Genomic DNA, 23131 nt, shown 5'->3' with positions numbered 1-23131 from the left:
TTCGGTAGCGACTGCTGACCACTGACGACCTGACAACGGCGACTATATTGATCCTAGTTACTTGGCACAAAACGAAATTACTGATGGTTAGTATCGAAAGTTTTGATTTGTCCAAAAAAGGTTTATTTACAGCCATCTCTACCCGCGAAACGAGCAGTGAACACGCGACCGGATGCGTTGCCCAGCTCGCTTTCCGCTGTTAACATTTACGACAACTTTAGTCGGAGATTGATATGTCTCTTTACAGCGCAGGTGTTGAGTACGGCATTCATTGCCTGATTTTTCTGGTGGGCAATTGCGGCGACACCCGTGAGGCGAGCGTGCGCGACCTTGCCGAGCTGCAAGGCGTACCTCAGGACTATCTGGCAAAAATTTTCACCAAACTGGCCAAGGCAAAACTGGTGGTCGCCACTGAAGGCGTGCGCGGCGGGTTCAAGCTGGCCCGGCCTTCTGACGAAATCAGCATTCTGGATATCGTCAATGCCATCGACGGCCAGAAGCTCATCTTCGATTGCCGGGAGATTCGGGGGCGTTGCGCCTTGTTCGAAGGTTCCGCGCCGGCGTGGGCGCTGGCGGGTCAGTGCTCGGTGCATGCCGCCATGATGACCGCGCAAAAACGCATGGAAGACGCCCTCGCCCAGCAGACCATTCTTGATCTCGCCAGGAAGGTCGGACGAAAAGCGCCGGCGCAATTCAATGCTCAGGTGGACAACTGGATGAACGATCGTCGGGAAAAGAAAATCGGTGCGAGCACTCAGGCAAGCGACGACCCAATCATCCAGGTGACCGATATCACCGACTAAACCTTACAGTCCAGACAGCCATCCGTTGCACTGAACTCAGCAAGGGACGCTGTCATCGCCGGAATCCGGATACGACCTCTCGTTCAGATAACTCATCCATCTTTCATACGCTTCATGCTGCCATTGAGTGACCCGCTCCCATTCCGGGCCGCTCAACTGATGTGCAGAAATCAGTTTCATCATTTCCGTGGTGGCCGCGTCCAGATCGACCATCAGCTCATGGGCATGAAATCTAAAGTCATCAGTCGCCGTCATTTGAAGTTGCCTCGCCCTAGCAAAAATTCACTACCTCACTACTTCACTACTTCACTACGAAATCAGATCTGCGGGTTCGCGTTCATTTTCCCGACAAAAGGCTGCACCCACGGCTCGGACGAACAAAACGACCTGACCCGGGAAATGGGACTAAAATTTCGTAGCGGGGATTGGCAGGAGGTCATCATGTGGCTTAACGAATCTGAAAACGAACTTCGGCGTGACCTGCAAGGCCTTGCGTCGGACTTGAGATGGTCAGCGGTAGAGCTTTTACGCATCGCAGAGCAGCTACGCCTGGCCGGCAATGATGTGGATGCGCAAGCAACCCTGAAGCTGTGCGAGTTGTTTCAGGGAGATGAAGAACGACTGAAGGGGTATGCCGAGGAAGTGAAAGCCAAAATTATCACTCGAACGAAAGCTCAATAGCAGGAGCACTGCCATGCACAAGCCTCTATGCGCGCTGGTCGTTGTATTGGCTGCGTCGGGTGGCTGCAGCACCGAATCGCGTGTCTATCGGGATCAGCCGCTGGTCGCAAAGGTCGAAACCGGCATGAGCAAGGATCAAGTCCAGCAGATTGGCGGCCAGCCTTTATCCATAACGGATCGCACCGTTGAACCTGGCACTTGCTTTGACTACAAGCTGACGCAGGCCGGCCATCAGCAAACGTACAACGTCAGTTTCGATGGCAGGGGCAAGGTCGACCATAAAAGCTTCATGACCTGCGCCGAATGGAGTAACGCGCAGCAAAAAGCCCGAGAGCCCCGCAGCACCGGTGGTGGCGGCGGCGGTTATTAGCCGGGGACCTCAGCGCCCAGCAAAGAAAAGCCCCGGCGAACCGGGGCTGCAAGCGCGCTATTTATCCGATTTCTGGCTGCGTGCAGGCCGACTTGCTTTGGCCTTGTAGCCGGGAAGAGCGGCCGCAAAGGCCAGTGCTTCCTCTCTGCTGCCAAAGGCTCCAAGCCGGTCACCTTTGGTGCACACCCGCCATGGGCCGTTGTTCACGCTAAGTACGTCATAACCGTTCATGTGCATTTTGGTCAGCATCGGAACGCTCATAGTCACCTCCAACTCGGCAGTGATGATCCTGGATTCACCTGAATACCTTACACCCGACCTTCCATGAAGTGCCAACCAGACGTCGCGCCAGGATTCCGACATCCGGTCGCACTTTCAACCTCGTCCATCACTCCAACCATTGAGACAGACACACAGGCTCGAATATTGCATTTTTACGACTGATTTATGACAAACGGCAATCAGGTAACACATGAAAGTACGCGCGACCGTCATTTGCGAGCACGACCGGCACATTCTCCTGGTGCGCAAGCCAAGGAGTCGCTGGATGCTGCCCGGCGGAAAGGTTGAGCGTGGTGAAGCCATTGCCGACGCCGCCACGCGAGAACTTCAGGAAGAGACCGGGCTTGGGGTCGACGGGATGCTGTACCTGATGGAGTTGCAAACGGGCAGCACCCGACACCATGTGTACGAAGCCTCAGTGGCGAACGCGGGTGAGGCCCGCCCGCAAAACGAAATTTTCGATTGCATCTGGTATCCGCTGGACGCGGTCCAGAACCTGAACACAAGCGACGCCACGCTCAGAATCATCAAAGCGTTTCAGCGTCGCCTGTAAGGCTCTCTATCCTGCGGCCAACGCCGTCGCGGCCTTATCGATGAACACTGCAATCTCGACCGGCATCGAAGCCAGGGACGCATGACTGGCGTTCAGGGTCAGGATCTCCCTGGCGTTCAGCCGCCCCGCCATCCATTGCTGATTTTCCGGTGAGATCATCCTGTCATCCGTAGAAACCTGATACCACGACGGCTTCTTCTTCCACGCCACCGTGGTAATGGTGTCGCCGAAGGTGCTGGCAAGCGGCGCTTTCTGGGTGATGCCCATCACTAACCCTTCGTTCGCTGGCAGGTCCTGGCAGAAGCTTTTGTGATAGAGCTCAGGTTTGACCCACAGATAACCGTCGCTGTCGGGAGCCAGGTTGGCCGCCGCTGCGGGTGGATGCCGTTGCGTGATGCCACCGGGACTTTCACCGACGTCCGGCGCGAAGGCAGCGATGTACACCAACCCCACCACGTTCGGTTGATCACCGGCCTCGGTAATCACCGCACCGCCATAGGAATGCCCCACCAACAACACAGGCCCCGACACTTGGGCGACCATCTTGCGCGTGCGCTCTGCATCGTCTGCCAATGAAGTCAGCGGCATCTCCACCGCGCGGATGTTCCTAATGCCCTTGTGAATCAACTCGGCGATGACCTTGTTCCAGTGGGCAGCACCGCCCCAAAAACCATGGACCAGCACGATCGTGGGTTTGTCGCTCATCACGATGACTCCGATTGAGGATGGGTTATTGGCGAGTCGCGTCAGCCCTGGTCGCCGCCACCGACCGGCATGATCATGCCGGTGATATAGGACGCTTCGTCGCTGGCCAGAAACAGAATAGCGCTTGCCTGTTCATCCAGCGTGCCATAGCGCTTCATCAAACTGCTGTCGAGCGTCTGGTCGACAATCTGCTGATACCAGACCTTTTCTTGCTCGCTCTGATCGGCGCTGTTGCGCGCAATCACCCGCGGCGGCGCTTCGGTGCCACCGGGCGCGGTGGCATTGACCCGAATCCCGCGACCGGCGGTTTCGAAGGCCAGGCAAGCGGTCAGCGCGTTGACCCCACCCTTCGCCGCACCGTACGGCACGCGATTGACACTGCGCGTGGCGATGGACGAAACGTTGACGATGGCGCCGCTCCCCTGCTCAAGCATGAACGGCAGTGCGGCATGACAGCACCACAGCGTCGGGAACAGCGAACGGCGCACTTCGGCCTCGATCTGCGACGCTTCGTAATGCTCAAAAGGCTTGGCCCAGATCGTCCCGCCCACATTATTGACCAGCACATCCAGACGCCCGAAACGCTCGACGGCGGTTTGCATGACGCGGCTGCATTCGCTGTATTGCTCAAGATCGGCGGTCAGCGCCAGCACCTGGCTGCCCTGCCCCAATTGCTGCTGGACTTCGAACACCAGCTCGGAGCGATCGACCAGAATCAACCGCGCCCCTTCCGCCGCCATGCGCTCGGCAACACGCCGACCGATGCCTTGGGCAGCACCGGTGATCAGCGCGACTTTATCTGTGAATCTGTTCATACATACCTCGTGTTTGCGCCAACCCCTCCGTAGGAGCTGTCGAGTGAAACGAGGCTGCGATCTTTTGATGTTGCCCTTATAAAGATCGCAGCCTCGTTTCACTCGACAGCTCCTACAGGGACGATGCCGCAGAGAATACTTACGCCGCGCTGGCGGCAAATTTCTCGTAGTAAAAATTTGTCGGCGCGATGCCTTTTTCACGGATGAACTGGCTGACCGCCTCGACCATCGGCGGCGGGCCGCACAGGTAGACATCGACGTCTCCTTCGTTCAAATGCTGCGGCTCGATGTGCTGGGTCACGTAGCCCTTGAGCGGGTGCTGGCTGTCCGGGTTGGCCACGCAAGCACTGAAGCTGAAGTTCGGGATTCGCGCGGCAAACGCTTCGAGTCGATCCATTTCCACCAGATCGAAATCGTTGGTCACGCCGTAGATCAAATGCAGCGGATGCTCACTGCCCTGCTCGGCGATTTTTTCCAGCATCGCCGTGAACGGCGCCAGCCCCGTACCGCCGGCCAGCAGCAACAACGGACGGCGGATGTCGCGCAGGTAGAAACTGCCCAACGGCCCGGCCAGGCTCATGCTGTCGCCGGCCTTGGCCATGCCGGTGAGGAAGCTGCTCATCAAGCCGCCGGGCACGTTGCGGATCAGGAAACTGACCTCGCCGTCGCGCTGCAACGAGCTGAACGAATAGGCCCGGGTCTGCTCGCTGCCGGGAATCCCAAGGTTCACGTATTGCCCTGGCAGGAACGCCAGTTTGCTCAGCGCTTCGCCCTTGATCGACAACGCGATGGTGCTGTCGGACAACTGGCGCACGGCACTGATGGTCGCGTCATAGCTGGCCTGACGGGTGCGGCACACTTCGGATGAGGTCGGCACGCGCACCACGCAATCGCTCTGGGCGCGCATCTGGCAGGTCAGGACGAAACCTTGCTCGGCCTCTTCCGCGCTGAGCGCATCTTCGATGTACTCCTCGCCCAAATCATAACGGCCGGCCTCGGCGAAGCATTTGCAGGTGCCACAAGCGCCGTCGCGGCAATCCAGTGGAATATTGATGCCTTGGCGATACGCGGCATCGGCCACGGTTTCGCCGACATTGGCGTCGATGAACCGAGTAACACCGTCTTCAAAATTGAATGCAATGGAATGAGTCATGACGGCAGCCTCACAGGTGGTAAACATCGATGACCTGGCGAACGTAATCGTTCTTCAGGATCACTTTCTTGGCCTTGATCAGCGGGTTTTCACCGCGCACATCGAGGGTGTAGAAACTGCTGCCGAAATAGCTGTCGACGGTCTTGTAGCGAAAGCTCAAGGTGTGCCAGTTGAAGCGCACCTTGCAGAAGCCGTCGGCCTGTTCGAGCAGCTCGATGTTGCTGATGTTGTGCGAGGTGCGGGTGTCCGGCATGGTGGCGCTGGAGCGTTCGGTCTTGATGCGGAAAACGCGGTCTTCCAGGCCGGTGCGGTTGCCGTACCAGATCAGCGAGATTTCCCGTTGTGGGTCTTCGGTCAACTCGTCGTTGTCGTCCCAGGACGGCATCCAGAACGTCGCGTCCGGGGCGTACAACTCCAGCCATTCGTCCCATTGCCGGTCATCGAGGTAACGGGCTTCGCGGTAGAGAAAATCGCGTACGGCGTCATAGGTGATGGTCATTGCACGGCCTCCACAGGAATCAGTTCGGACTGCTCGGCGGCCAAGGCCTTGAGCATGGTCTGCTGCCAATACTTGTGTTGCAGCACGAACAGGCCCTCGTCTTCGGTGCGCACACCGCTGAGCAACGGATGCAGGTCGATTTCCTTGGCTGCCTCGTCGGCGCCTTCGATCCAGTGTTCGGCGCCACGGGACATGTCGTTCCAGGCGGTCACGCTGCCCTGATAACTGGTCTGGCAGGAACGAAACTCCTCCAGATCATCCGGGGTGGCCATGCCGCTGACGTTGAAGAAATCCTCGTACTGGCGAATCCGGCTCGAACGGGCGTGGTCGCTTTCGCCTTTGGGGGCGATGCAGTAAATGGTGATTTCCGTGCGGTCGACCGAGATCGGCCGGGCGATACGGATCTGCGAGCTGAACTGGTCCATCAGGTACACGTTCGGGTACAGGCACAGGTTGCGCGAGTTCTCGATCATCCAGTCGGCGCGAGCCTTGCCGAAGTCCTGAGCCAATTCATCACGACGCTCGTACAGCGGACGGTCTTCGGGGTTGGCCCAACGGGTCCAGAGCAACATGTGGCCCTTGTCGAAAGAATAGAAACCGCCACCCTGCTTGGCCCAGCTGCCGGCGCTCATGGTCGGATTGCAATCGCCGGCCTCGCGTTGCTTGCGCTGGTTCTGGGTGGCAGCGTAGTTCCAGTGCACGGAGCTGACGTGATAGCCGTCGGCGCCGTTTTCGGCGGTGAGTTTCCAGTTGCCTTCGTAGATGTAGCTGGAGGAACCGCGCAGCACTTCCAGGCCATCGGTGGACTGGTCGACGATCATGTCGATGATCTTTGCCGACTCGCCCAGGTGTTCAACCAACGGCACGACATCGGCCTGGAGGCTGCCAAACAGGAAGCCGCGATAAGACTCGAAACGCGCGACTTTGGTCAGGTCGTGGGAGCCTTCACAGTTGAAGCTCGCCGGGTAGCCTGCTTCGGCCGGATCCTTGACCTTGAGCAGCTTGCCGGAGTTGTTGAAGGTCCAGCCGTGGAATGGGCAGGTGTACGAACTCTTGTTGCCAGACTTGTGCCGGCACAGCGTCGCGCCACGATGGCTGCAGGCGTTGAGAAACGCATTGAGCTCACCGTCCTTGTTGCGCGCGATGAAGATCGACTGGCGCCCCATGGTGGTGGTGTAGAAGTCGTTTTTGTTGGGGATCTGGCTTTCGTGGGCCAGGTACAGCCAGTTCCCTTCGAAGATGTGTTGCATCTCGAGATCGAACAGCCGCGGGTCAGTGAACATCTCGCGCTTGCAGCGATAGATGCCCTGTTCTTTGTCATCTTCGAGCAGGGAGTGAAGGTATTCGGGTCGCAGGGACATGGCCGCCGCCTCCATTGTTTTTATTCAGGCAGGGCCATGCTAGGACGGGGGGATGGGGCGGACTATCCGCTGGGTGCAGACCTGTATCCGTTTTGTGCAGCAGTGACGCGCACCTGTGGGAGCGAGCTTGCTCGCGATAGCGGTGTATCAGTCAACAAAGATGTTGGATGTGCTGGCCCCATCGCGAGCAAGCTCGCTCCCACAGGGTAAATGCAATCAGTGGCGGCGCTTGAGGGTGTCCGATGGCAATTCGCCAAACTGTTTGCGGTAGCTGTCGGAGAATCGCCCCAGGTGCAGGAAGCCGTAATCCATCGCCACTTCCGTGACGTTGCGCACGTTGCAGGTCGGATCGCTCAGGCAGGCGTTGATGCGCTCAAGGCGTTTTTGCCGGATGTAGTTTTTCGGCGTGGTGCCGGCGTTGCGTTCAAACAATCCGTACAGAGACCGCAGACTCATCCGTGCCTGGCGTGCCAGTTCTTCGCTGTCGATGTCCTGTTTGAGGTGACCCGCGATGTAATCGGCAATCACCTCGAACGTGGCCGTCTGTGAGCCGAGGCTGACCCGGCTGACATTGGTCTTCATCAGGCTGAGCATCTTGCTGACGATGATCTGTGCGTAGTGCTCCTGCACTTTGGGAATCTGCTCGGTGGCCTCGGCTTCCTGGCAAATCATCGCCAGCAGTCCGACAAATCCTTCCAGTTCATCGAGCTGATAACGGTTCTCCAGAAACCGCACGCCCTGCCCAGGATACCGCCAGCGCTGCTCATCGCACACGGATTCCAGCAACGGGGTGGGGACTTTGAGGATGAATTTTTCGCAATCGTCGGAGTAGGTCAGGTCCACCGGATCATCGGGATTGATCAGCAGCAACTCGCCGGGCGCGAAGTAGTGTTCCTGACCGTGGCCGCGCCACAGGCAGTTGCCGCGCAGCAACACTTGCAGGTGATAGATGCTTTCCAGCGCACCGGAGGTGACCCGTACGCTGCCGCCATAGCTGATGCGGCACAGGTCGAGGCTGGCAAACTTGCGATGATTGAGGCTGGCTAGCGGTCGCCCGGCCCGGGGCATCAGAATGCAATGATTACCGACATGCTGATTGACGTACCCCGACACCGCGTAAGGGTCGGCGTGGTCGAATACGGTGCTGCGCTGACTCAACAGTTGCGCTTGCATCATCGGGTCACTCTCGTTGTTGTTATCGGTAACGTCGGGCCATTCTAAGGCAGTGCTTGCAGCGGTGTGTCAGTGGACTGACCTGTGGGCCTTTCTCAATGAAACCTGTAGGAGCGAGCCTGCTCGCGATGGACTCGAGGGCGCCGCGGGCAATCAGGCACCCGGCGTCATCGCTAACGTCCATCGCGAGCAAGCTCGCTCCCACAGGGTTGTGCGATCAGTCCTCGAGTGCGCGGACCCGTTCGTGGCGTTGCTGCTCGTCGGGTTGTGCAGAGGTCTGCAAGGTGAAATCGAAGTCGATTTCGGCAAACCGACCGCTCACACCATGGGCCGCTGCACGCTGTGGATCGTCGCTGAAGGTGATCTTGGCAATCAGCTCGTCACGGGTGGCATAGGCGAAATCGTCGTGCAGGTACTGATCGCCATCAAGGTTGATCTGGGTGGTCAGGTGACGATGATCCGGCGCAGAGATGAAGAAGTGAATGTGCGCCGGCCGCTGGCCATGACGGCCCAGTTGATCGAGCAGTTGCTGGGTCGGACCGTCCGGCGGGCAGCCATAACCCGACGGCACGATGCTGCGGAAGCGATAACGACCCTCGGCATCGGTGACGATACGACGACGCAGGTTGAACTCCGATTGAGTGCTATCGAAGTAGGAGTAAGTGCCGCCGGTGTTGGCGTGCCAGACATCCACCACCGCACCGGCCAACGGTTCGCCGGCGGTGTTTTTGACCTGGCCCTGCATGAACAGCACCACACCCGGATCGACGCCGTCATCCAGTCGCGCTTCGCCTTCCGACAGCGGCGCACCTGCCACGTACAGAGGGCCTTCGATGGTCCGCGGTGTGCCGCCAGCCTTGCCGGCCTGCTCGTCTTCGGCGTCCATCAGAAGGTCGAGGTAATGCTCCAGACCAAGCCCGGCCACCACCAACCCGGCCTCTTGACGCGCACCCAGCACGTTGAGGTAGTTGACGGCTTTCCAGAACTCTTCCGGGGTCACGGCCAGGTCTTCGATGATGTTCACCGAATCACGCAGAATGCGGTAAACCAGGGCCTTGACCCGCGGGTCGCCGGCGTCGTTGAGCAGGCCGCTGGCCTCTTCGAGAAACTTCTGGACGCTGGCAGTGTGGGAAATCTTGATGTTCATTTTGGTGGGTTCCTCATCTTGTAATTATTAGCGTAGCGAACTGAACAGGCTGGGTTCAGCGGTCATCCTCGCGAATGGAAGAAGGATGCCGGCACATCGCGTCGACCTCGATCGCCATGTACGGAAACAACGGCAATTGCATGAGCAGGTCGTGCAGTTCCTGAACGCTGTCGACGTCAAAAACGCTGTAATTGGCATAGTGACCGGCGATGCGCCACAGGTGACGCCACTTGCCTTGCTCTTGCAGGCGCTGGGCCAGGGCTTTTTCGTCAGCCTTCAATTTGGCGGCTGCTTGCGGATTCATGTCGACCGGCAGGTTCACGGTCATTTTTACGTGGAACAGCATAATGCTCTCCTCAGGCGTGATGAATGGCAGTAGACGTTTTGTCACGACGGAAGAACGCCAGACGTTCTTCATCGAGGCTCAGGCCCAGGCCCGGTGTTTTCGGTACGTGCAGCTCGAAATCGCGATAGACCAGCGGTTCGCTGAGAATGTCCTCGGTCAGCAGCAATGGGCCAAACAGCTCGGTATCCCACGCCAGTTTGTTCAGTGTGATAAAGGCATGAGCCGAGGCCAGGGTGCCGATGCCACCTTCGAGCATGGTGCCGCCATACAGGCCGATACCGGCGGCTTCGGCAATCGCAGCGGTTCGCAGCACGGCGCGCGGACCGCCGTTCTTGGCGATTTTCAGGGCGAACACCGAGGCCGCGCCTTCACGTGCCAGGTTGAACGCATCTTCCACGCACTCGATGGATTCGTCGGCCATGATCGGCGCCGGGCTCATGGCGTTCAGGCGCGCCATGCCGGCGCGGTTGTTGCGCGAGATCGGCTGTTCGATCAGGTCGATGCCGTTGGTTCCCAGGATCCGGCAGGCGCGCAGTGCGACCGCTTCATCCCAGGCCTGATTGACATCGACCCGCACGCTGGCGCGGTCGCCCAAGGCTTTCTTGATCGCAATGACGTGGGCCAGGTCGCGGTTGACCTCACCGGCACCGATTTTCAGTTTGAAGATCCGGTGGCGGCGCAGGTCGAGCATTTTTTCCGCTTCGGCGATGTCCTGGCCGGTGTCGCCACTGGCCAGGGTCCACGCCACTGGCAGGGCATCGCGAACGCGGCCGCCCAGCAACTCGCTGACCGGCAGCCCAAGGCGTTTGCCCTGAGCGTCGAGCAAGGCGGTTTCGATACCTGATTTAGCAAAGGTGTTGCCACGGATGCTGCGCTCCAGGCGCAACATCGCGGCGTTCACGTTGGCGCTGTCCTGGCCCAGCAGCAGCGGCGCGAAGTGTTTGTCGATGTTGGTCTTGATGCTGTCTGGGCTTTCGTTGCCGTAGGCCAGGCCACCGATGGTGGTGGATTCGCCAATACCTTCAATGCCGTCGGCGCAGCGCACGCGAATGATCACCAGGGTCTGGTTCTGCATGGTGTGCATCGCCAGCTTGTGCGGGCGGATGGTCGGCAGATCGACGATGATCGTCTCGATCGATTCAATGGCTGTTGCAAGCATGTCGATACCCGTCAGGTTCTTAAAGTTCTGGAACCGATTCTGGTACGGCTTTTTTCGGGAAGCCAATATAGAATTGGTCTGACTTGATACCTTTAAGGTATGCAACCGACTTGCGTCTGGAGGCCCCATGGAACTGCGTCACCTGCGGTATTTTCAGGTATTGGCTCAAACCCTCAATTTCACCCGTGCCGCCGAACTGCTGCACATCGCCCAACCGCCTCTGAGCCGACAGATGCAGCAACTGGAGGATGAGCTCGGGGTATTGCTGCTGGAACGCGGGCGGCCGCTGAAGCTGACCGACGCCGGGCGGTTTTTCCATGAGCACTCCACCGCCCTGCTCGAGCAACTGGGCAAGGTGTGCGACAACACGCGACGGATCGGTCTGGGCGAAAAGACCTGGCTGGGTATCGGTTTCGCCCCATCGACGCTCTATGGCGTGCTGCCGGAACTGATTCGCCGTTTGCGCAGCGGCGAGCCCCTGGAGCTTGAACTTGGGCTCTCGGAAATGACCACGTTGCAGCAAGTACAGGCGCTCAAGGCCGGGCGTATCGATATCGGTTTCGGCCGAATCCGCATCGACGACCCGGCGATCATCCAGACGGTGTTGACTGAAGACCGACTGGTCGCCGCCCTGCCCGCCGGTCACCCCTTACTGGCCGGGCCGATCAGCCTTCGCGAATTGGCGAAAGAACCCTTCGTGCTGTACCCCGGCAACCCGCGCCCGAGCTACGCCGACCATGTGATCGCGCTGTTCGAATCCTATGGCGTGAGCATTCATGTGGCGCAATGGACCAACGAGCTGCAAACGGCTATCGGCCTGGTGGGAGCGGGAATCGGCGTCACCCTGGTGCCGGCCTCGGTGCAATTGCTGCACCGCGACGACATTGGTTTCACGCCGCTGCTGGAAGACAACGCGACCTCGCCGATCATTCTCAGCAGGCGCGTGGGCGACGTATCGCCGGGGTTGAATCATTGCTTGCAGGTGATTGATGAACTGCAGCCGCGGGCCTAGCCGGCAAACGCCCGACGACCGGCGCGCATCTCGATGCGCAATTCGCCAATCAGATTGGAGATATCGCGAACGCTGGTCAGCCGTTCGGGTGATACACCGGTAATCAACAGATCAATTCGCCCGGTGGCGGGGTCGTAGACCTTGATCCGTAACGTTCCGTCGGGATTCACCGTGCAGGCACAGGAAAGCGGTTGAAAACCGGACTCAACAATGCGGCAAAGCTCAGGAACTGAAACCATGACGGGCGCCTCCGTGGCGATTAATCGGATCCAACTTTCTCAGCATAGATGCGCTTTTCCCATCCTGCGCCCGCCAATGCTCAAAATAAGTGTTAGCTGTTTCTCACTTTGGAGCCCTTTCAGTGAGAATCCGCGCCCCAGATCCAGTTCCAGAGCCCCGGTAATTTAACCGGCTGTGAACTGTCGCGAACAGTACGCGCCATGGCGGCCCGTTGCAGCGCTGCCGTGTCGTCGTAAAACGGCTTTTCGGCGGTTTTCACACCGGTCGCCTGTGCGCTGTCGAGAAGAATTTGCAGGTACTCGCGAGTATGCCGGGCGGTGTAGCGATTGAGGTCGTGGAAAGTCACCACCACCGGAATCACCCCGTCCACCACCGGTAATTCGCCAAGGGCGATGCGCTCGCGCACTTCGGACATTGTGCGCAAGAAGTGGGCCCGCCGCCGGGGGCTGGCGTTGAAGCCCCAGATCTTGCCGTCATTGGCGCTCAGGTCGGTCAGCAGCATATGCATGCCGTGTTGCTGATAGGCCGCGAAAGTGCGTTTGTCGTAGCTCCAGAATGGCGGGCGCACCAGCGTCGGCGGCGCGCCGGTGATCGCAGCGATGTCGGCGCTGCCTTTGTTCAGCGCCTGCTCCAGTTCTTCCGGGCTCAGGGAACGGTGGTTGGTGTGCGAATGGGTAGCCGTGTGGAAGCCCAGAATCTGCCCTTCTGCCTGTTCGCGGCGCATGACCTCGCGACCGATATCGCTGTCGCCGGCACGTGGCGCACCCGTCTGCACGAAGAACACCGCCTTGAGGTTCGGCTGCACCGGGTTCGTCGCCAGGCTGTCGAGCACCGTCATCGTCGGATTCCAGAAACTCGATGCGCTGGGACCGTCGTCGAAGGTCAGCAGAAAACGGATCGGTGGTTGCGCGCTCAGACGCTGCTCGGTCTGCGGCGTCATTTCGATGGGAGAAGCGATGCACCCAACCAGCCCTGTGGCGATGATGAGTGCAGAGAGAACCTTGAACAGCCGTTTCATGTTTTGCCTTGGGCCAGACCGTTACGGTCAACACGTCAAAGGGCAAAAATCCTTCGCCCATTTATCCTTCATCGGCCCGCAGGTCGCTGCAGGCCGAGGTTGGATAAGGGTACACAGTGTTTGGTTCCAGTGCTGCCCGGCATCGAGGGTTACTGGGCAAACGCCTGTTGAAACGAGCTGTCGATAATCGGTGCAGTCGCCAACGCAGCCGGCAGCGCTTTTACCTTGAACAGGAAGTCCGCGGTGCTTTGCAGATCCTTGGCGGCCTGCGCATCCACCGGGCCGACGGTCATGTGGGCCTGGCGCAACCAGTGGCGCGAGACGTTCTGGTCAAGGTTGGCTTTCTTCGCCCAGAGATCGGCGTACTCGTCGGTGTGGTTGTCGACCCAGGTCCGGGCCTTTTTCAGGCGCACCAGAAAGTCGGCAATGGCTTCGCGTTTGCTGTCGATCGACGGTGTCGAGGCGGCGATGGCGCTCAGGCCGGGCATCAGGTTCTTGGCGGTGAGGATCGGCTGGGCGCCGGAGAACAGAATCTGCTGGGAGATGTAAGGTTCCCAGACCGGGAACGCGTCGATGCTGCCCTGAGGCAACGCGGCGGCGGCATCGATCGGCATCAGCTTGATGAAGTCGACATAGTCTTCCGGCAGGTCGGCTTTTTCCAGGGCGCGCAGGGTCAGTTGCTGGCTCCAGGCACCGGGCCAGTAAGCGACTTTCTTGCCCTTCAGGTCGGCGATGGTTTTGACCGGCGAATCCTTGGGCACCAGCAAGGCGATGGTGTCGGGGTTCTGCCGCGACACGCCGATCAGTTTCACCGGCGCCTGCTTGGCGGCGAGGAACAGAAACCCCGAATCGCCGAGAAAACCCAGATCCAGCGCGCCGGTGTTCAGCGCTTCGGCCAATGGGGCGGCGGCCTGGAAGTGCTTCCAGTCGACGGTATACGGCGCATCTTTCAGTACGCCCGACGCCTCCACCGAAGCGCGAACGTTGTAGTAGTTCTGATCACCGACGTGCAGGACGACGGGCTCGGCGGCGTAAGCCAGTGGTGCAGCGAACAATGCGCTGGTCAGCAGACTGCGCACGAATCGGGACAGGTTCATCGGGGGCTCCTTGAGGGTTATTGCGATAGACCATAACGCTCTTACAACAAGCTCCTTAAATTCGATTTATTCATAAGCTCATGACTCGCAGCGAACAGTGTTCGCCCAGCAACAGCGACTAAACAGACTGTTTTCCCCTGAACATTTCCCTGCCCCGATTCCGGTGTAAACGCAGTCGGCCTCCGCGGTTTTGCTCAAGCCCTGCCCAAAGCGTTGACCGAGTTGCAGCGCGCCCACGTGATCTGAGCAACTAAGCTGAAATCTCCAGCCAGCGCTCTTCAATCGGAGCTCTTCAATCAGAGCGCTTCAATCGGAGCATCAGCCTATGTGCGGACGCCTGTCGCAGTACCGTGGCATTCACGACTTTGTCGCCGTGCTGAGCATCCCCGACGCGTTGATCAACCACGTCGGTGATGAACCGTTGGCCCGCTACAACGCGGCGCCCACCACGCAACTCGCCCTCCTGCATCTGGAGAGTAATGGCCTGCACGCCGCTTTTCAGCGCTGGGGATGGCGGCCGCATTGGGCGAAGGATCGGGCGGCACCGATCAATGCACGGGTCGAAAAAGTCGCCCACGGCCCGTTCTTCCGGGCGATCTGGCCGCACCGCGCGATTGTGCCGATCGACAACTGGTTCGAATGGGTCGACGCCGGGGATTCGACGAGGCAACCGTGGCTCATCCGCCGACGGGACCGGGCGCCGATTTTGTGCGCGGCGATCGGGCAGTTTCCCGGCCCGGGTGGTGAGCCGGGGGCCGACGACGGTTTTGTGATCATCACCGCCGACAGTGCGGGCGGCATGCTCGACATCCATGACCGGCGCCCCGTGGTGTTGTCTGCGCTGCTGGCGCGGGAATGGCTTGACCCGGCCACCCCCAGAGAACGCGCCGAGCAGATGACGCTGTTGCAGGGTGAAGTCAGCGAGGTTTTCGAGTGGTACAAAGTGGACAGAGCAGTGGGCAATTCAAGAAATCAAGGCGCTGCACTGATTGATGAAATGCCATAAACGTATCGATACAGACATATAGGCAGAAATAAACAACAGTTATATATACATATTGATCGCTTGAACGTTACACAGGTTGTTTCACTCAGGAAACACTTTGCTTTTATTTGTGATTTAATCGAGCAACCGCCGGTCCGACACTTCGATACATTTAGAATAACTATGGATAGCATGCGCGCCGCGTTCCCTTCGGCACCCCGCCATTGACCAAAGAGTCAATAAACCAAGGAAATCCTTACAACAACAAGCTTGCAGAGAATTAAATTGCGCGACGATTTCACAATTAATCAAGTCGATAGTCTGGCGTGTGTTTATCTTTCGAAGACAGAACATTACCCACTCGACTGTTTTATCGGGCAATACATAACGACCCGCAACCTGCATTCAATTGCCACTATCGGCAACCTCCTGCGTACAACCCTCGAACGCTATCCAGGCAAACCTCCGGTCATGGTCAACGAGCTGAACGCCTGGATCGACAAGACCTTGGGTTATCGGGCCTCCCACCCCGATTTTCTGCCGCTGGAAGACGTTTGAGTTGATGGGCCGGGTTCATTCAGTCAACGAACTGAACGAACCCGACATCAAACCACTCTCAATAACTGAGGCTCGGCCCAAGGAGGAATATATGAGCAAACTCGTCCCCTATGCTGTGCACTATATGTTCGACGGCGTTCGTCAGCACTTTTTCAAACTGGCTGAACAGTTCTCGGATGTGGAGGCAATACATTCGGCGTCCGCCCATGCTTATCCCGACTCTGATCGTCAAATCGCCGCACACGCCAACCTCGAAACCGCGCGCATCGAAGCGCAGCAATTAGGCATTACGCACATTCGCTGGAATGAAGCGATCTGATTTAATAATCGCCCAACGAAAAGCCCCGCTTTGATAGCGGGGCTTTTTTGTATATGCAGATCGGTCAAGGCTTCAGCGGACGCTCCTGGTCGCGATCTGACAGCTCTTTACCGTCGTCGGGGTGCTTCCAGTCCGGCGTCGAACGCCTCTGCCGCTCGATTTCCTCTTCCGTGGGTTCATCCAGCTCTTCATCCGGGTCCGGACGCTTTGGATCATTAGCCATGCTCACCTCTCTTCCTGTAGGGGTCCCCTTTAAGCGTAGAACAGTTTCGACGGGAACGACTTAGAGCCACCAACGCAGCAAAAAGAAGAACCCCATGCTCAACAACATGCTGAGCAAGGTGTTGCGGGTGTAAAGCACCAGCCCCACCGCCACCAGCGAACTGATCAGGTATGGATTGTCCCACTGCAGATTCAGCTGCTTGTCCGGCATGAACACGATCGGCCCGCAGATCGCCGTCAGCATGCCCGGCACCGCAAAACCCAGGAACTGCCGCGCATTGCTGCTCAAGCGCACGGGCAGCCGCGGCTCCAGAAACACATAGCGGTTGAGGAACACCAATAGCCCCATGCCAAAAATAACCGCCCAGACCATCATGTGCGTCCACCGTAGAATTTGTTGCAGATAAAGCCTGCGGTCATCCCCGCCAACCCCGACAGTACCAGCGCCGAGCCCCATTGCCAGTAGCTGAACAGCACCGAGCAGAACAACGACACCGCTACGCACACCACGGTCGGCACGTTCCGCACCACCGGGGTGATCAGGGCGATAAAGGTTGCCGCGATGGAGAAGTCCAGTCCCAGATGTTCCAGCCCTGGAATGCTGCTGCCCAGCACGATGCCGGCCAGGGTGAAGAGGTTCCAGGCGATGTAAAACGTCAGGCCGACACCCAATGCGTACCAGCGGTTGAACTGTTGTTTGTCATGCGCACTGGTCAGGGCGAACAGCTCATCGGTGAGCAAAAAGCCCAACCCCACACGCCAGCGACCCGGCAACGGCGAAATCACCGAACGCATGCTCATGCCGTAGAGCAAGTGCTGGGAGGTCAGCAGCAACGTGGTCAGCAAAATCGAAAAGATCCCGGCACCGCCCTTGAGCATGCCGATCGCCACCAGTTGCGCCGCCCCGGCAAACACGATGCTCGACAACCCCTGGCCTTGCAGGGGCGTGAGATTGGCCTCGATGGCCATGGAGCCGGCCAGCAGTCCCCAGGGCGCGGTGGCCAGGGACAACGGCATGATCGCCGCAGCGCCGCGAAGAAAGGCACTGCGCGGCATGAGTGAATTGGACATAACGCTCTACAACCAGGGAAAGACCTCAGACTGTGCCAGCAGTCATGGCCGAAGGCTTGAACAATCTTGCGCACTTGTGCCGCGAACTTGTGCCGCGAAACTTGTTCCACTCATCGGCTACACGCTTGATTCACTACAGTAGTAGCAACATGATGGCGCTGCATTTTTCCTTGAGGCCTGGCCCTTCATGAGTTCACTCGAAACCGACAGCGACGTCTACAAAACCCTGCTCGAGTCGACCAAAGCAATCCCATGGCGGATCGACTGGAAGACCATGACCTTCAGCTACATCGGTCCACAGATCGAGCGTTTGCTGGGCTGGAAACAGGACAGTTGGGTGGGGGTCAATGACTGGGTCGAGCGCATGCACCCGGATGATCGCGACTACGTGGTGGAGTTCTGCGTGTCGCAATCGCGAGCTGGTGTGGATCACGAGGCGGATTATCGGGCACTCACCCACAACGGCGATTACGTGTGGATTCGCGATGTGGTGCACGTGGTGCGCAAGGACGGTGAAGTGGAAGCGCTGGTGGGCTTCATGTTCGACATCAGTGAGCGCAAGAAAACCGAGGAACACCTGAGTCGCCTGCAAAAGCAACTCGAAGAATATTCATTCCAGGACGGGCTGACCGGCATCGCCAACCGACGCATGTTCGACACCGTGCTGGAGCGGGAATGGAGCAGCGCTCAACGCACGGGATCGGCGCTGTCGCTGCTGATCCTGGATATTGATTACTTCAAACAATTCAACGACCACTACGGGCACATCAAGGGTGACGAATGCTTGCGGCGCGTCGCTCAGACCTTGTCCCTGGCCGCCAACCGGCCACGGGATTTCATCGCGCGGATCGGCGGTGAAGAGTTTGTCTGGCTGCTGCCGGAAACCGATGCCGAATCCGCAAGGCTGGTGGCGAACAAATGCCTGCACCTGATTCGCCAACAGCAAATCCCCCACGAATTTTCCGCGGTATCTCAGCTGCTGAGCCTGAGCCTGGGGGTCGGCACCACGACTGCACCGCTGCACGCGAGCGCGCTGGAATTCGTCGAACAGGTCGACAAATTGCTCTACAAGGCCAAGCACAACGGCAGAATGCGTGCGGAGTTCGCTGATTTTCGCGATTGACAAAAATCGCGCCGGCTTTTAAAACTGAGCGCCTCATTCAGGGTGTAAGCAAGTATGTCCGCAACCTTCAACCTCAACACTGTCGTCATTGGCTTGAATGCCAAGGCGCAAGGTTGCGTTGCGCACGCCCTCAAATCGAAGAAACAGTCGCTCATGTGACCGGGGCGCGCTGTCCCGTCAGATGAGCTGACAGGACATTGAGCGCGACGGACACCCTCCCTTGCTTTCTGCCTTCTACGCTTCTGACGGTGACGAAATCGGTCAACCATCAGGAGTAAGTGCATGTCATCGTTTCAAGGTATCTGGGTCCCTCTCGTTACACCGTTTCGCAACGGTGCAATCGATTTCGTCGGCTTGCACCGGCTGGTCAATCATCTGCTGGAAAAAGGCGTCGATGGCGTTGTGGTCTGCGGCACCACGGCGGAAGCGGCGGCACTGAGCAAACACGAGCAACTGGCGGTACTCGATGCAGTGCTGGCGCAGGTGCCGGCGGAACGGGTGGTCATGGGCCTGGCCGGCAACAATATGACCGAACTGCTGCAATTTCAGAGCGAAATCCTGAAACGTCCACTGGCCGGTTTGCTGGTACCGCCGCCGTATTACATCCGCCCTTCCCAGGCTGGCCTCGAAGCGTTTTACAAAACCGTCGCCGATGCCTCCAGCGTTCCGCTCATTCTTTACGACATCCCTTACCGCACCGGCGTGGCGTTCGAGCAGGCGACCCTGCTCAACATCGTCGCCCATGAGCGAATCGTCGCGATCAAGGATTGCGGCGGCAATCAGGCCAACACCCTGGCGCTGCTCGGCAGTGGCAAGGTCGACGTGCTGTGCGGCGAAGATAACCAGATCTTCAGCGCCTTGTGTCTGGGTGCCAAAGGCGCGATTGCCGCGTCGGCGCATGTTCATCCCGAGTTGTTCGTGGCGTTGTATCAACAGGTCCGCGACAACCGGTTAGCGGCGGGTCGAGCGACATTCTTCCAACTGCTGCCGCTGATTCACAGCCTGTTCATGGAGCCCAATCCCGCCCCGGTGAAAACCGCCCTGGCCCTTGAAGGCTTGATCGACGACGAACTGCGCGCGCCGATGCTACGCAGCAGCGAAGCCATGGCGGTGCGTCTGAAGGAAGTGCTGACGGCGCTGGACAGCAACAATCGATAGAGCGCCAGCAACCAGCCCGAGTACCATGGAGCCATTCGCATAACGCGTCAGGGAGTCGACATGCTTTATCGAATCGCCGCCGACGGGCTGGTCCTGTTCCACCTGTTGTTCATTCTGTTCGTGCTGTTCGGCGGGCTGCTGGTGCTCAAATGGCGCCCCCTGATCTGGTGGCACCTGCCTGCGGCTGTGTGGGGCGTGTCGGTGGAGGTCTTCCACCTGACCTGCCCGCTGACGCAGTGGGAAAACCTCATGCGCGACGCGGCCGGGCAAACCGGTTATAGCGGCGGCTTCATCGAACATTACGTGTGGCCGGTCATTTACCCGGCGGGCCTGACACCGGCAATTCAACTGGGACTGGGCAGCGTGGTGCTGGCGATCAACGTACTGGTCTACCTTCGGTTGATCAGGCTGTGGCAGCGCCCAACGGGCGCGTAGGAGCTGCCGGAGGCTGCGATCTTTTGATCTTGTTCGTTCAAGGACTCTGCCCATGTTATCGATTGAAGATCTGACCTTGCTGGAAGCCATCCGCGAAACCGGCAGCCTGTCGCGGGCCGCAGCCCACTTGGGCAAGGCGCCCTCGACGGTGTCCTACGCGGCGCGGCAACTGGAGGAACGCTTTGATGCCTTGCTGTTCGACCGTCGTCGCTACCGCTTGCAGCTGACCCCGGCAGGTGAATTGCTGGTGAACGAGGCGGCGCGACTGATGCAAGACGTCTCGCGGCTGACCCAGCGGGTGCAGCAAGTGGCCAATGGCTGGGAGAGCCGGCTATGGATCGTCACCGATGAGTTGCTCGAATTCGAAGCGTTGATCCCGGTGATTCACGAGTTCGATGCGCTGGAGTCCGGCGTGCCGTTGCGCATCACTCAGGAAGTCCTCAAAGGTGTTTGGGAAGCCCTGCGTGAAGGCCGCGCAGACTTGATCATCGGCGCCACCAACGAGCCACCGGCCATCCCCTCCTTGCGCTGGATGCAACTGGGGGAAATGGAATGGGTGTTCGCGGTGTCGCCCAAGCATTCGCTGGCAAAGGCCCAGGAGCCAATTTCACGCGCCATGGTTGCGCAGCATCGGGCGATTGTCGTGGCCGATTCGTCCAGAGCGACCGAGGGCAGCACTTACGGCGTCTCCGGCGGCCAACCGGTGCTCGCCGTGCCGACCATGCGCGCCAAGATCCTCGCCCAGTGCGACGGGTTGGGCGTGGGTTGGTTGCCGAAGCACCGGGTCGGCTCGCTACTGAAAAACGGCACGCTGGTTGAAAAACAGATGGCCGATCCGCGCGAGCCGAATATTTTATATGCCGGCTGGCGTGGCGATCATGACGGCCGCGCCCTGGGCTGGTGGCTGGAAAAACTCAAGCAATCGTACCTGTCCACCAAACTGGTTCAAGGCAGTGACCGGTTTGTTTGAATTCAGTTGGCAATGACGCTCATGTTCCGACCGCTGGCCTTGGCCACGTACAGTGCCTTGTCGGCCGCAGCCACCAGGTCACTGGGCTGGGCTTGTGACGCCGGATCGTACGCGGCGACCCCCAGGCTGACCGTCACCGTACCTTCAGCCCCTTCACTGTGCTCGATGCCGGCCAGCTGAACCGCTCGGCGGATGTTTTCCGCCACCAGAAACGCTCCCACGTAGTCGGTCCCGGGCAGCACCACTGCAAACTCTTCGCCGCCATAGCGGGCAGCCAGGTCACCGGGACGCTTGATGTTGTCCCTGATGATGGTGCTGATGTCGCGTAAACACTCATCGCCGGCCACATGGCCGTAAAGATCGTTGAAGCTCTTGAAGTGATCGACATCGATCATCAGCAGCGCGAGGTGGGTCTGGTTGCGCCTGGCGCGGCCCATTTCGGCGAGGATGAACAAATCGAACTGACGCCGGTTGGACAGCCCGGTCAGCGCATCCTCCAGCGCCAGCAACTCTAGACTGCGATTGACCTCGATGAGTTTTTCCTGCGCATCCAGCAATACACCCTGCACGTGATTCTGCTGCTTCATGAGGCGAATGAGGCGATAACCAAGGACGCCCAGAAACCCCAGGAATAACGAGACGATCCCGGCACTCAGCAGTACCTCCTGACGCCAGTCGGCCAGGGCCTCATCTTTATTCAGCGCCGCAAAGATGATCAGCGGATAACCGTCGACCCTGCGAAAACCGACCACCCGCTCGACGCCATCCACATAGGAGGGGACCGTTGCCGTGCCCGAATTGCCCTTGGGCAACAGTTGCGTGAACAGCGGCCCCTTGGCGACGCTGATGCCGACTTCAGATTCTTTGAACGGCCGGCGAACGACGATGGTGGCGTTGTCGGCGATCAGATTGATCACACCGTTATGCCCCATGTCGATGCTGTCGTAGAGCGCAAGGAAGTGGCTGAGATAGAGGCTTGCCAGCGCCACGCCGGCAAAGCTGCCATCCGGATGATTGATCCGGCGGGAAACCGTCATGACCCATTCACCGCTCGAACGGCTCTTGATCGACGGGCCAATGTGAGGCCCACGATCGGGATGATCACGATGGAAAATGAAATATTCGCGGTCGGAATTGTTGGCATCGGGCAGGGCGACGTGGTTGGAGTTGGCAATCCAGCGCCCTTTTTCGTCATAAACAAACAGTCCATGGAGCTGGCTCAGCTCACTGCGCTGGGCACTGAGCAAACGCTCCAACCGGGGTACCCGGGCCTGATCGATGCCGTCGTTTTCGAGGCGGTCCACCAGGGTAAACAGCAGCGTATCGGCTTGCTTGATCGACGCCTGCGCTTGCGAGGCCAGGGTCTGGGCAAGGTTGGACATCGCCACTTCTTTGTCTTGCAGATGGTACTGGCGCGAGTTCCAGGCTTCCCAAATCACGATAACCGACATGGAGAGGCACACCGCGACCAGCAGAATCACCGCAGAGCGAACCTTGAGAGTTGCCCCGGCTTGCTCGAAGACCCAAGGCACGCCATGGCGGGAGTGTTCAATTCGATCGTTAACGGATGGATGACCCATGACGCTCCCTGAATCCTGATCACAGGGCGAATCTTCCCGTTCGCCCTTTTCTGCCCCCTGACGGGTATGAGCCGCCTGGTGCCAGGCGACTATGCCTCATCAAACACCCGATAGGTTGATCTACGCGAGAAGTATTCGCTCGGCTGTCTCGACGAACGGCGTAATGCTGTTCACTTAAGGTTGGGGGGCATATCCGTTTCTGCGGTGATGGCGGCTGACGGTTTCGCTCTTACAGCGAGTCACTTTCGAAAAGCGCGAAAGTAACCAAAGCGCTTTTGCCCCTTTCGTTCGGTGCC

General features: G+C 58.9%; 30 protein-coding genes. 12 read left to right on the top strand and 18 right to left on the bottom strand.

Annotation, left to right across the window (positions count from 1 at the left end):
* Positions 1 to 233 precede the first annotated feature (233 nt).
* Entirely contained in the window at positions 234 to 803 is a 570-nt protein-coding gene (locus VD17_RS08835) for an RrF2 family transcriptional regulator (RefSeq protein ID WP_046053507.1), read from the top strand.
* A 36-nt stretch (positions 804 to 839) separates the two neighbouring features.
* Here VD17_RS08835 and VD17_RS08830 read toward each other — a convergent pair whose 3' ends face one another.
* Entirely contained in the window at positions 840 to 1058 is a 219-nt protein-coding gene (locus VD17_RS08830; RefSeq protein WP_046053506.1) for a hypothetical protein, read from the bottom strand.
* A 186-nt stretch (positions 1059 to 1244) separates the two neighbouring features.
* Between VD17_RS08830 and VD17_RS08825 the strand changes: the two genes are divergently transcribed.
* Positions 1245 to 1484, top strand: a complete 240-nt coding sequence (locus tag VD17_RS08825) for a hypothetical protein (RefSeq protein WP_033057722.1) — start codon at positions 1245 to 1247, stop codon at positions 1482 to 1484.
* Positions 1485 to 1497: 13 nt separating this feature from the next.
* On the top strand, positions 1498 to 1854 hold the full coding sequence (osmE, locus tag VD17_RS08820) for an osmotically-inducible lipoprotein OsmE (RefSeq protein WP_046053505.1): 357 nt from the start codon (positions 1498 to 1500) through the stop codon (positions 1852 to 1854).
* A 57-nt stretch (positions 1855 to 1911) separates the two neighbouring features.
* Here osmE and VD17_RS08815 read toward each other — a convergent pair whose 3' ends face one another.
* On the bottom strand, positions 1912 to 2115 hold the full coding sequence (locus VD17_RS08815) for a hypothetical protein (RefSeq protein ID WP_008154564.1): 204 nt from the start codon (positions 2113 to 2115) through the stop codon (positions 1912 to 1914).
* A gap of 211 nt (positions 2116 to 2326) precedes the next feature.
* Here VD17_RS08815 and VD17_RS08810 point away from each other — a divergent pair, with 211 nt between their 5' ends.
* Positions 2327 to 2689 (top strand): NUDIX hydrolase, encoded by a 363-nt coding sequence (locus VD17_RS08810; RefSeq protein ID WP_046053504.1) that lies wholly within the window; start codon positions 2327 to 2329, stop codon positions 2687 to 2689.
* Positions 2690 to 2695: 6 nt separating this feature from the next.
* Here the strand turns inward: VD17_RS08810 and VD17_RS08805 are convergent, their stop codons facing one another.
* From VD17_RS08805 to VD17_RS08765, 9 genes are all read right to left on the bottom strand, one after another.
* Complete coding sequence (locus VD17_RS08805; protein ID WP_046053503.1) at positions 2696 to 3394, bottom strand: alpha/beta hydrolase; 699 nt, start codon at positions 3392 to 3394, stop codon at positions 2696 to 2698.
* Positions 3395 to 3435: 41 nt separating this feature from the next.
* Complete coding sequence (locus VD17_RS08800) at positions 3436 to 4209, bottom strand: 1,6-dihydroxycyclohexa-2,4-diene-1-carboxylate dehydrogenase (RefSeq protein ID WP_046053502.1); 774 nt, start codon at positions 4207 to 4209, stop codon at positions 3436 to 3438.
* 139 nt (positions 4210 to 4348) lie between these two features.
* Entirely contained in the window at positions 4349 to 5362 is a 1014-nt protein-coding gene (gene benC / locus VD17_RS08795; protein ID WP_033057713.1) for a benzoate 1,2-dioxygenase electron transfer component BenC, read from the bottom strand.
* A 10-nt stretch (positions 5363 to 5372) separates the two neighbouring features.
* Complete coding sequence (gene benB, locus VD17_RS08790) at positions 5373 to 5861, bottom strand: benzoate 1,2-dioxygenase small subunit (protein WP_046053501.1); 489 nt, start codon at positions 5859 to 5861, stop codon at positions 5373 to 5375.
* Positions 5858 to 7222 (bottom strand): benzoate 1,2-dioxygenase large subunit, encoded by a 1365-nt coding sequence (gene benA / locus VD17_RS08785; protein ID WP_046053500.1) that lies wholly within the window; start codon positions 7220 to 7222, stop codon positions 5858 to 5860. The genes benB and benA overlap by 4 nt, the downstream gene beginning before the upstream one ends.
* Before the next feature lie 216 nt (positions 7223 to 7438).
* Positions 7439 to 8398 (bottom strand): AraC family transcriptional regulator, encoded by a 960-nt coding sequence (locus VD17_RS08780; RefSeq protein WP_046053499.1) that lies wholly within the window; start codon positions 8396 to 8398, stop codon positions 7439 to 7441.
* A gap of 214 nt (positions 8399 to 8612) precedes the next feature.
* The gene (catA, locus tag VD17_RS08775) at positions 8613 to 9542 is read right to left on the bottom strand and encodes a catechol 1,2-dioxygenase (RefSeq protein WP_046053498.1); all 930 of its coding nucleotides are present in this window, start codon (positions 9540 to 9542) and stop codon (positions 8613 to 8615) included.
* A 55-nt stretch (positions 9543 to 9597) separates the two neighbouring features.
* Positions 9598 to 9888 (bottom strand): muconolactone Delta-isomerase, encoded by a 291-nt coding sequence (catC, locus tag VD17_RS08770; protein WP_046053497.1) that lies wholly within the window; start codon positions 9886 to 9888, stop codon positions 9598 to 9600.
* Positions 9889 to 9898: 10 nt separating this feature from the next.
* Positions 9899 to 11047, bottom strand: coding sequence for a muconate cycloisomerase family protein (locus tag VD17_RS08765; protein WP_046053496.1), 1149 nt, complete (start codon positions 11045 to 11047; stop codon positions 9899 to 9901).
* A gap of 127 nt (positions 11048 to 11174) precedes the next feature.
* On the opposite strand from VD17_RS08765, the gene VD17_RS08760 reads away from it, so the two are divergent.
* Entirely contained in the window at positions 11175 to 12059 is an 885-nt protein-coding gene (locus tag VD17_RS08760; RefSeq protein WP_046053495.1) for a LysR family transcriptional regulator, read from the top strand.
* On the opposite strand, the gene VD17_RS08755 is transcribed toward VD17_RS08760, so the two are convergent.
* From VD17_RS08755 to VD17_RS08745, 3 genes are all read right to left on the bottom strand, one after another.
* Complete coding sequence (locus tag VD17_RS08755; RefSeq protein WP_033057698.1) at positions 12056 to 12298, bottom strand: DUF1652 domain-containing protein; 243 nt, start codon at positions 12296 to 12298, stop codon at positions 12056 to 12058. The two genes, VD17_RS08760 and VD17_RS08755, sit on opposite strands and share 4 nt — an antisense overlap.
* A gap of 119 nt (positions 12299 to 12417) precedes the next feature.
* Positions 12418 to 13317, bottom strand: coding sequence for a polysaccharide deacetylase family protein (locus VD17_RS08750; RefSeq protein ID WP_046053494.1), 900 nt, complete (start codon positions 13315 to 13317; stop codon positions 12418 to 12420).
* A 149-nt stretch (positions 13318 to 13466) separates the two neighbouring features.
* Positions 13467 to 14414, bottom strand: coding sequence for an ABC transporter substrate-binding protein (locus tag VD17_RS08745; protein WP_046053493.1), 948 nt, complete (start codon positions 14412 to 14414; stop codon positions 13467 to 13469).
* Between the two features lie 325 nt (positions 14415 to 14739).
* Between VD17_RS08745 and VD17_RS08740 the strand changes: the two genes are divergently transcribed.
* The 3 genes from VD17_RS08740 to VD17_RS08730 all read left to right on the top strand — a co-directional run bounded on the left by VD17_RS08740 (position 14740) and on the right by VD17_RS08730 (position 16276).
* The gene (locus VD17_RS08740; protein ID WP_046053492.1) at positions 14740 to 15420 is read left to right on the top strand and encodes an SOS response-associated peptidase; all 681 of its coding nucleotides are present in this window, start codon (positions 14740 to 14742) and stop codon (positions 15418 to 15420) included.
* 264 nt (positions 15421 to 15684) lie between these two features.
* Positions 15685 to 15957 carry a hypothetical protein gene (locus tag VD17_RS08735; RefSeq protein WP_046053491.1) on the top strand — a complete coding sequence of 91 codons (273 nt, stop codon included), beginning with the start codon at positions 15685 to 15687 and terminating at the stop codon, positions 15955 to 15957.
* A 91-nt stretch (positions 15958 to 16048) separates the two neighbouring features.
* Positions 16049 to 16276, top strand: a complete 228-nt coding sequence (locus VD17_RS08730) for a DUF6555 family protein (protein ID WP_046053490.1) — start codon at positions 16049 to 16051, stop codon at positions 16274 to 16276.
* 64 nt (positions 16277 to 16340) lie between these two features.
* Here the strand turns inward: VD17_RS08730 and VD17_RS32130 are convergent, their stop codons facing one another.
* From VD17_RS32130 to VD17_RS08720, 3 genes are read right to left on the bottom strand one after another with little or no spacing between them, the layout of a single operon-like run.
* Entirely contained in the window at positions 16341 to 16499 is a 159-nt protein-coding gene (locus tag VD17_RS32130) for a hypothetical protein (RefSeq protein WP_185753122.1), read from the bottom strand.
* Between the two features lie 60 nt (positions 16500 to 16559).
* Positions 16560 to 16871 carry an AzlD domain-containing protein gene (locus tag VD17_RS08725; RefSeq protein WP_165353329.1) on the bottom strand — a complete coding sequence of 104 codons (312 nt, stop codon included), beginning with the start codon at positions 16869 to 16871 and terminating at the stop codon, positions 16560 to 16562.
* A complete protein-coding gene (locus VD17_RS08720) occupies positions 16871 to 17569 on the bottom strand; it encodes an AzlC family ABC transporter permease (protein WP_008157336.1) in 699 nt (232 codons plus the stop codon). The genes VD17_RS08725 and VD17_RS08720 overlap by 1 nt, the downstream gene beginning before the upstream one ends.
* A 187-nt stretch (positions 17570 to 17756) precedes the next feature.
* On the opposite strand from VD17_RS08720, the gene VD17_RS08715 reads away from it, so the two are divergent.
* The 4 genes from VD17_RS08715 (at position 17757) to VD17_RS08700 (ending at position 21255) form a co-directional block, all read left to right on the top strand.
* On the top strand, positions 17757 to 18692 hold the full coding sequence (locus tag VD17_RS08715; protein WP_046053489.1) for a sensor domain-containing diguanylate cyclase: 936 nt from the start codon (positions 17757 to 17759) through the stop codon (positions 18690 to 18692).
* Between the two features lie 282 nt (positions 18693 to 18974).
* Positions 18975 to 19850: a 4-hydroxy-tetrahydrodipicolinate synthase gene (gene dapA, locus VD17_RS08710; RefSeq protein ID WP_046053488.1), complete on the top strand. Its 876-nt coding sequence runs from the start codon at positions 18975 to 18977 to the stop codon at positions 19848 to 19850.
* A gap of 60 nt (positions 19851 to 19910) precedes the next feature.
* Positions 19911 to 20285 (top strand): DUF2784 domain-containing protein, encoded by a 375-nt coding sequence (locus VD17_RS08705; RefSeq protein ID WP_046053487.1) that lies wholly within the window; start codon positions 19911 to 19913, stop codon positions 20283 to 20285.
* A 52-nt stretch (positions 20286 to 20337) separates the two neighbouring features.
* The gene (locus VD17_RS08700) at positions 20338 to 21255 is read left to right on the top strand and encodes a LysR family transcriptional regulator (RefSeq protein ID WP_046053486.1); all 918 of its coding nucleotides are present in this window, start codon (positions 20338 to 20340) and stop codon (positions 21253 to 21255) included.
* Between the two features lie 2 nt (positions 21256 to 21257).
* Here the strand turns inward: VD17_RS08700 and VD17_RS08695 are convergent, their stop codons facing one another.
* Entirely contained in the window at positions 21258 to 22835 is a 1578-nt protein-coding gene (locus VD17_RS08695; RefSeq protein WP_046053485.1) for a sensor domain-containing diguanylate cyclase, read from the bottom strand.
* Positions 22836 to 23131 lie beyond the last annotated feature (296 nt).

Source organism: Pseudomonas fluorescens, from assembly GCF_000968015.1.
Lineage (GTDB): Bacteria > Pseudomonadota > Gammaproteobacteria > Pseudomonadales > Pseudomonadaceae > Aquipseudomonas > Aquipseudomonas fluorescens_W.
The sequence above is the reverse complement of the archived record's forward strand: the minus strand, read 5'-3'. Positions and strand labels throughout refer to the sequence as shown.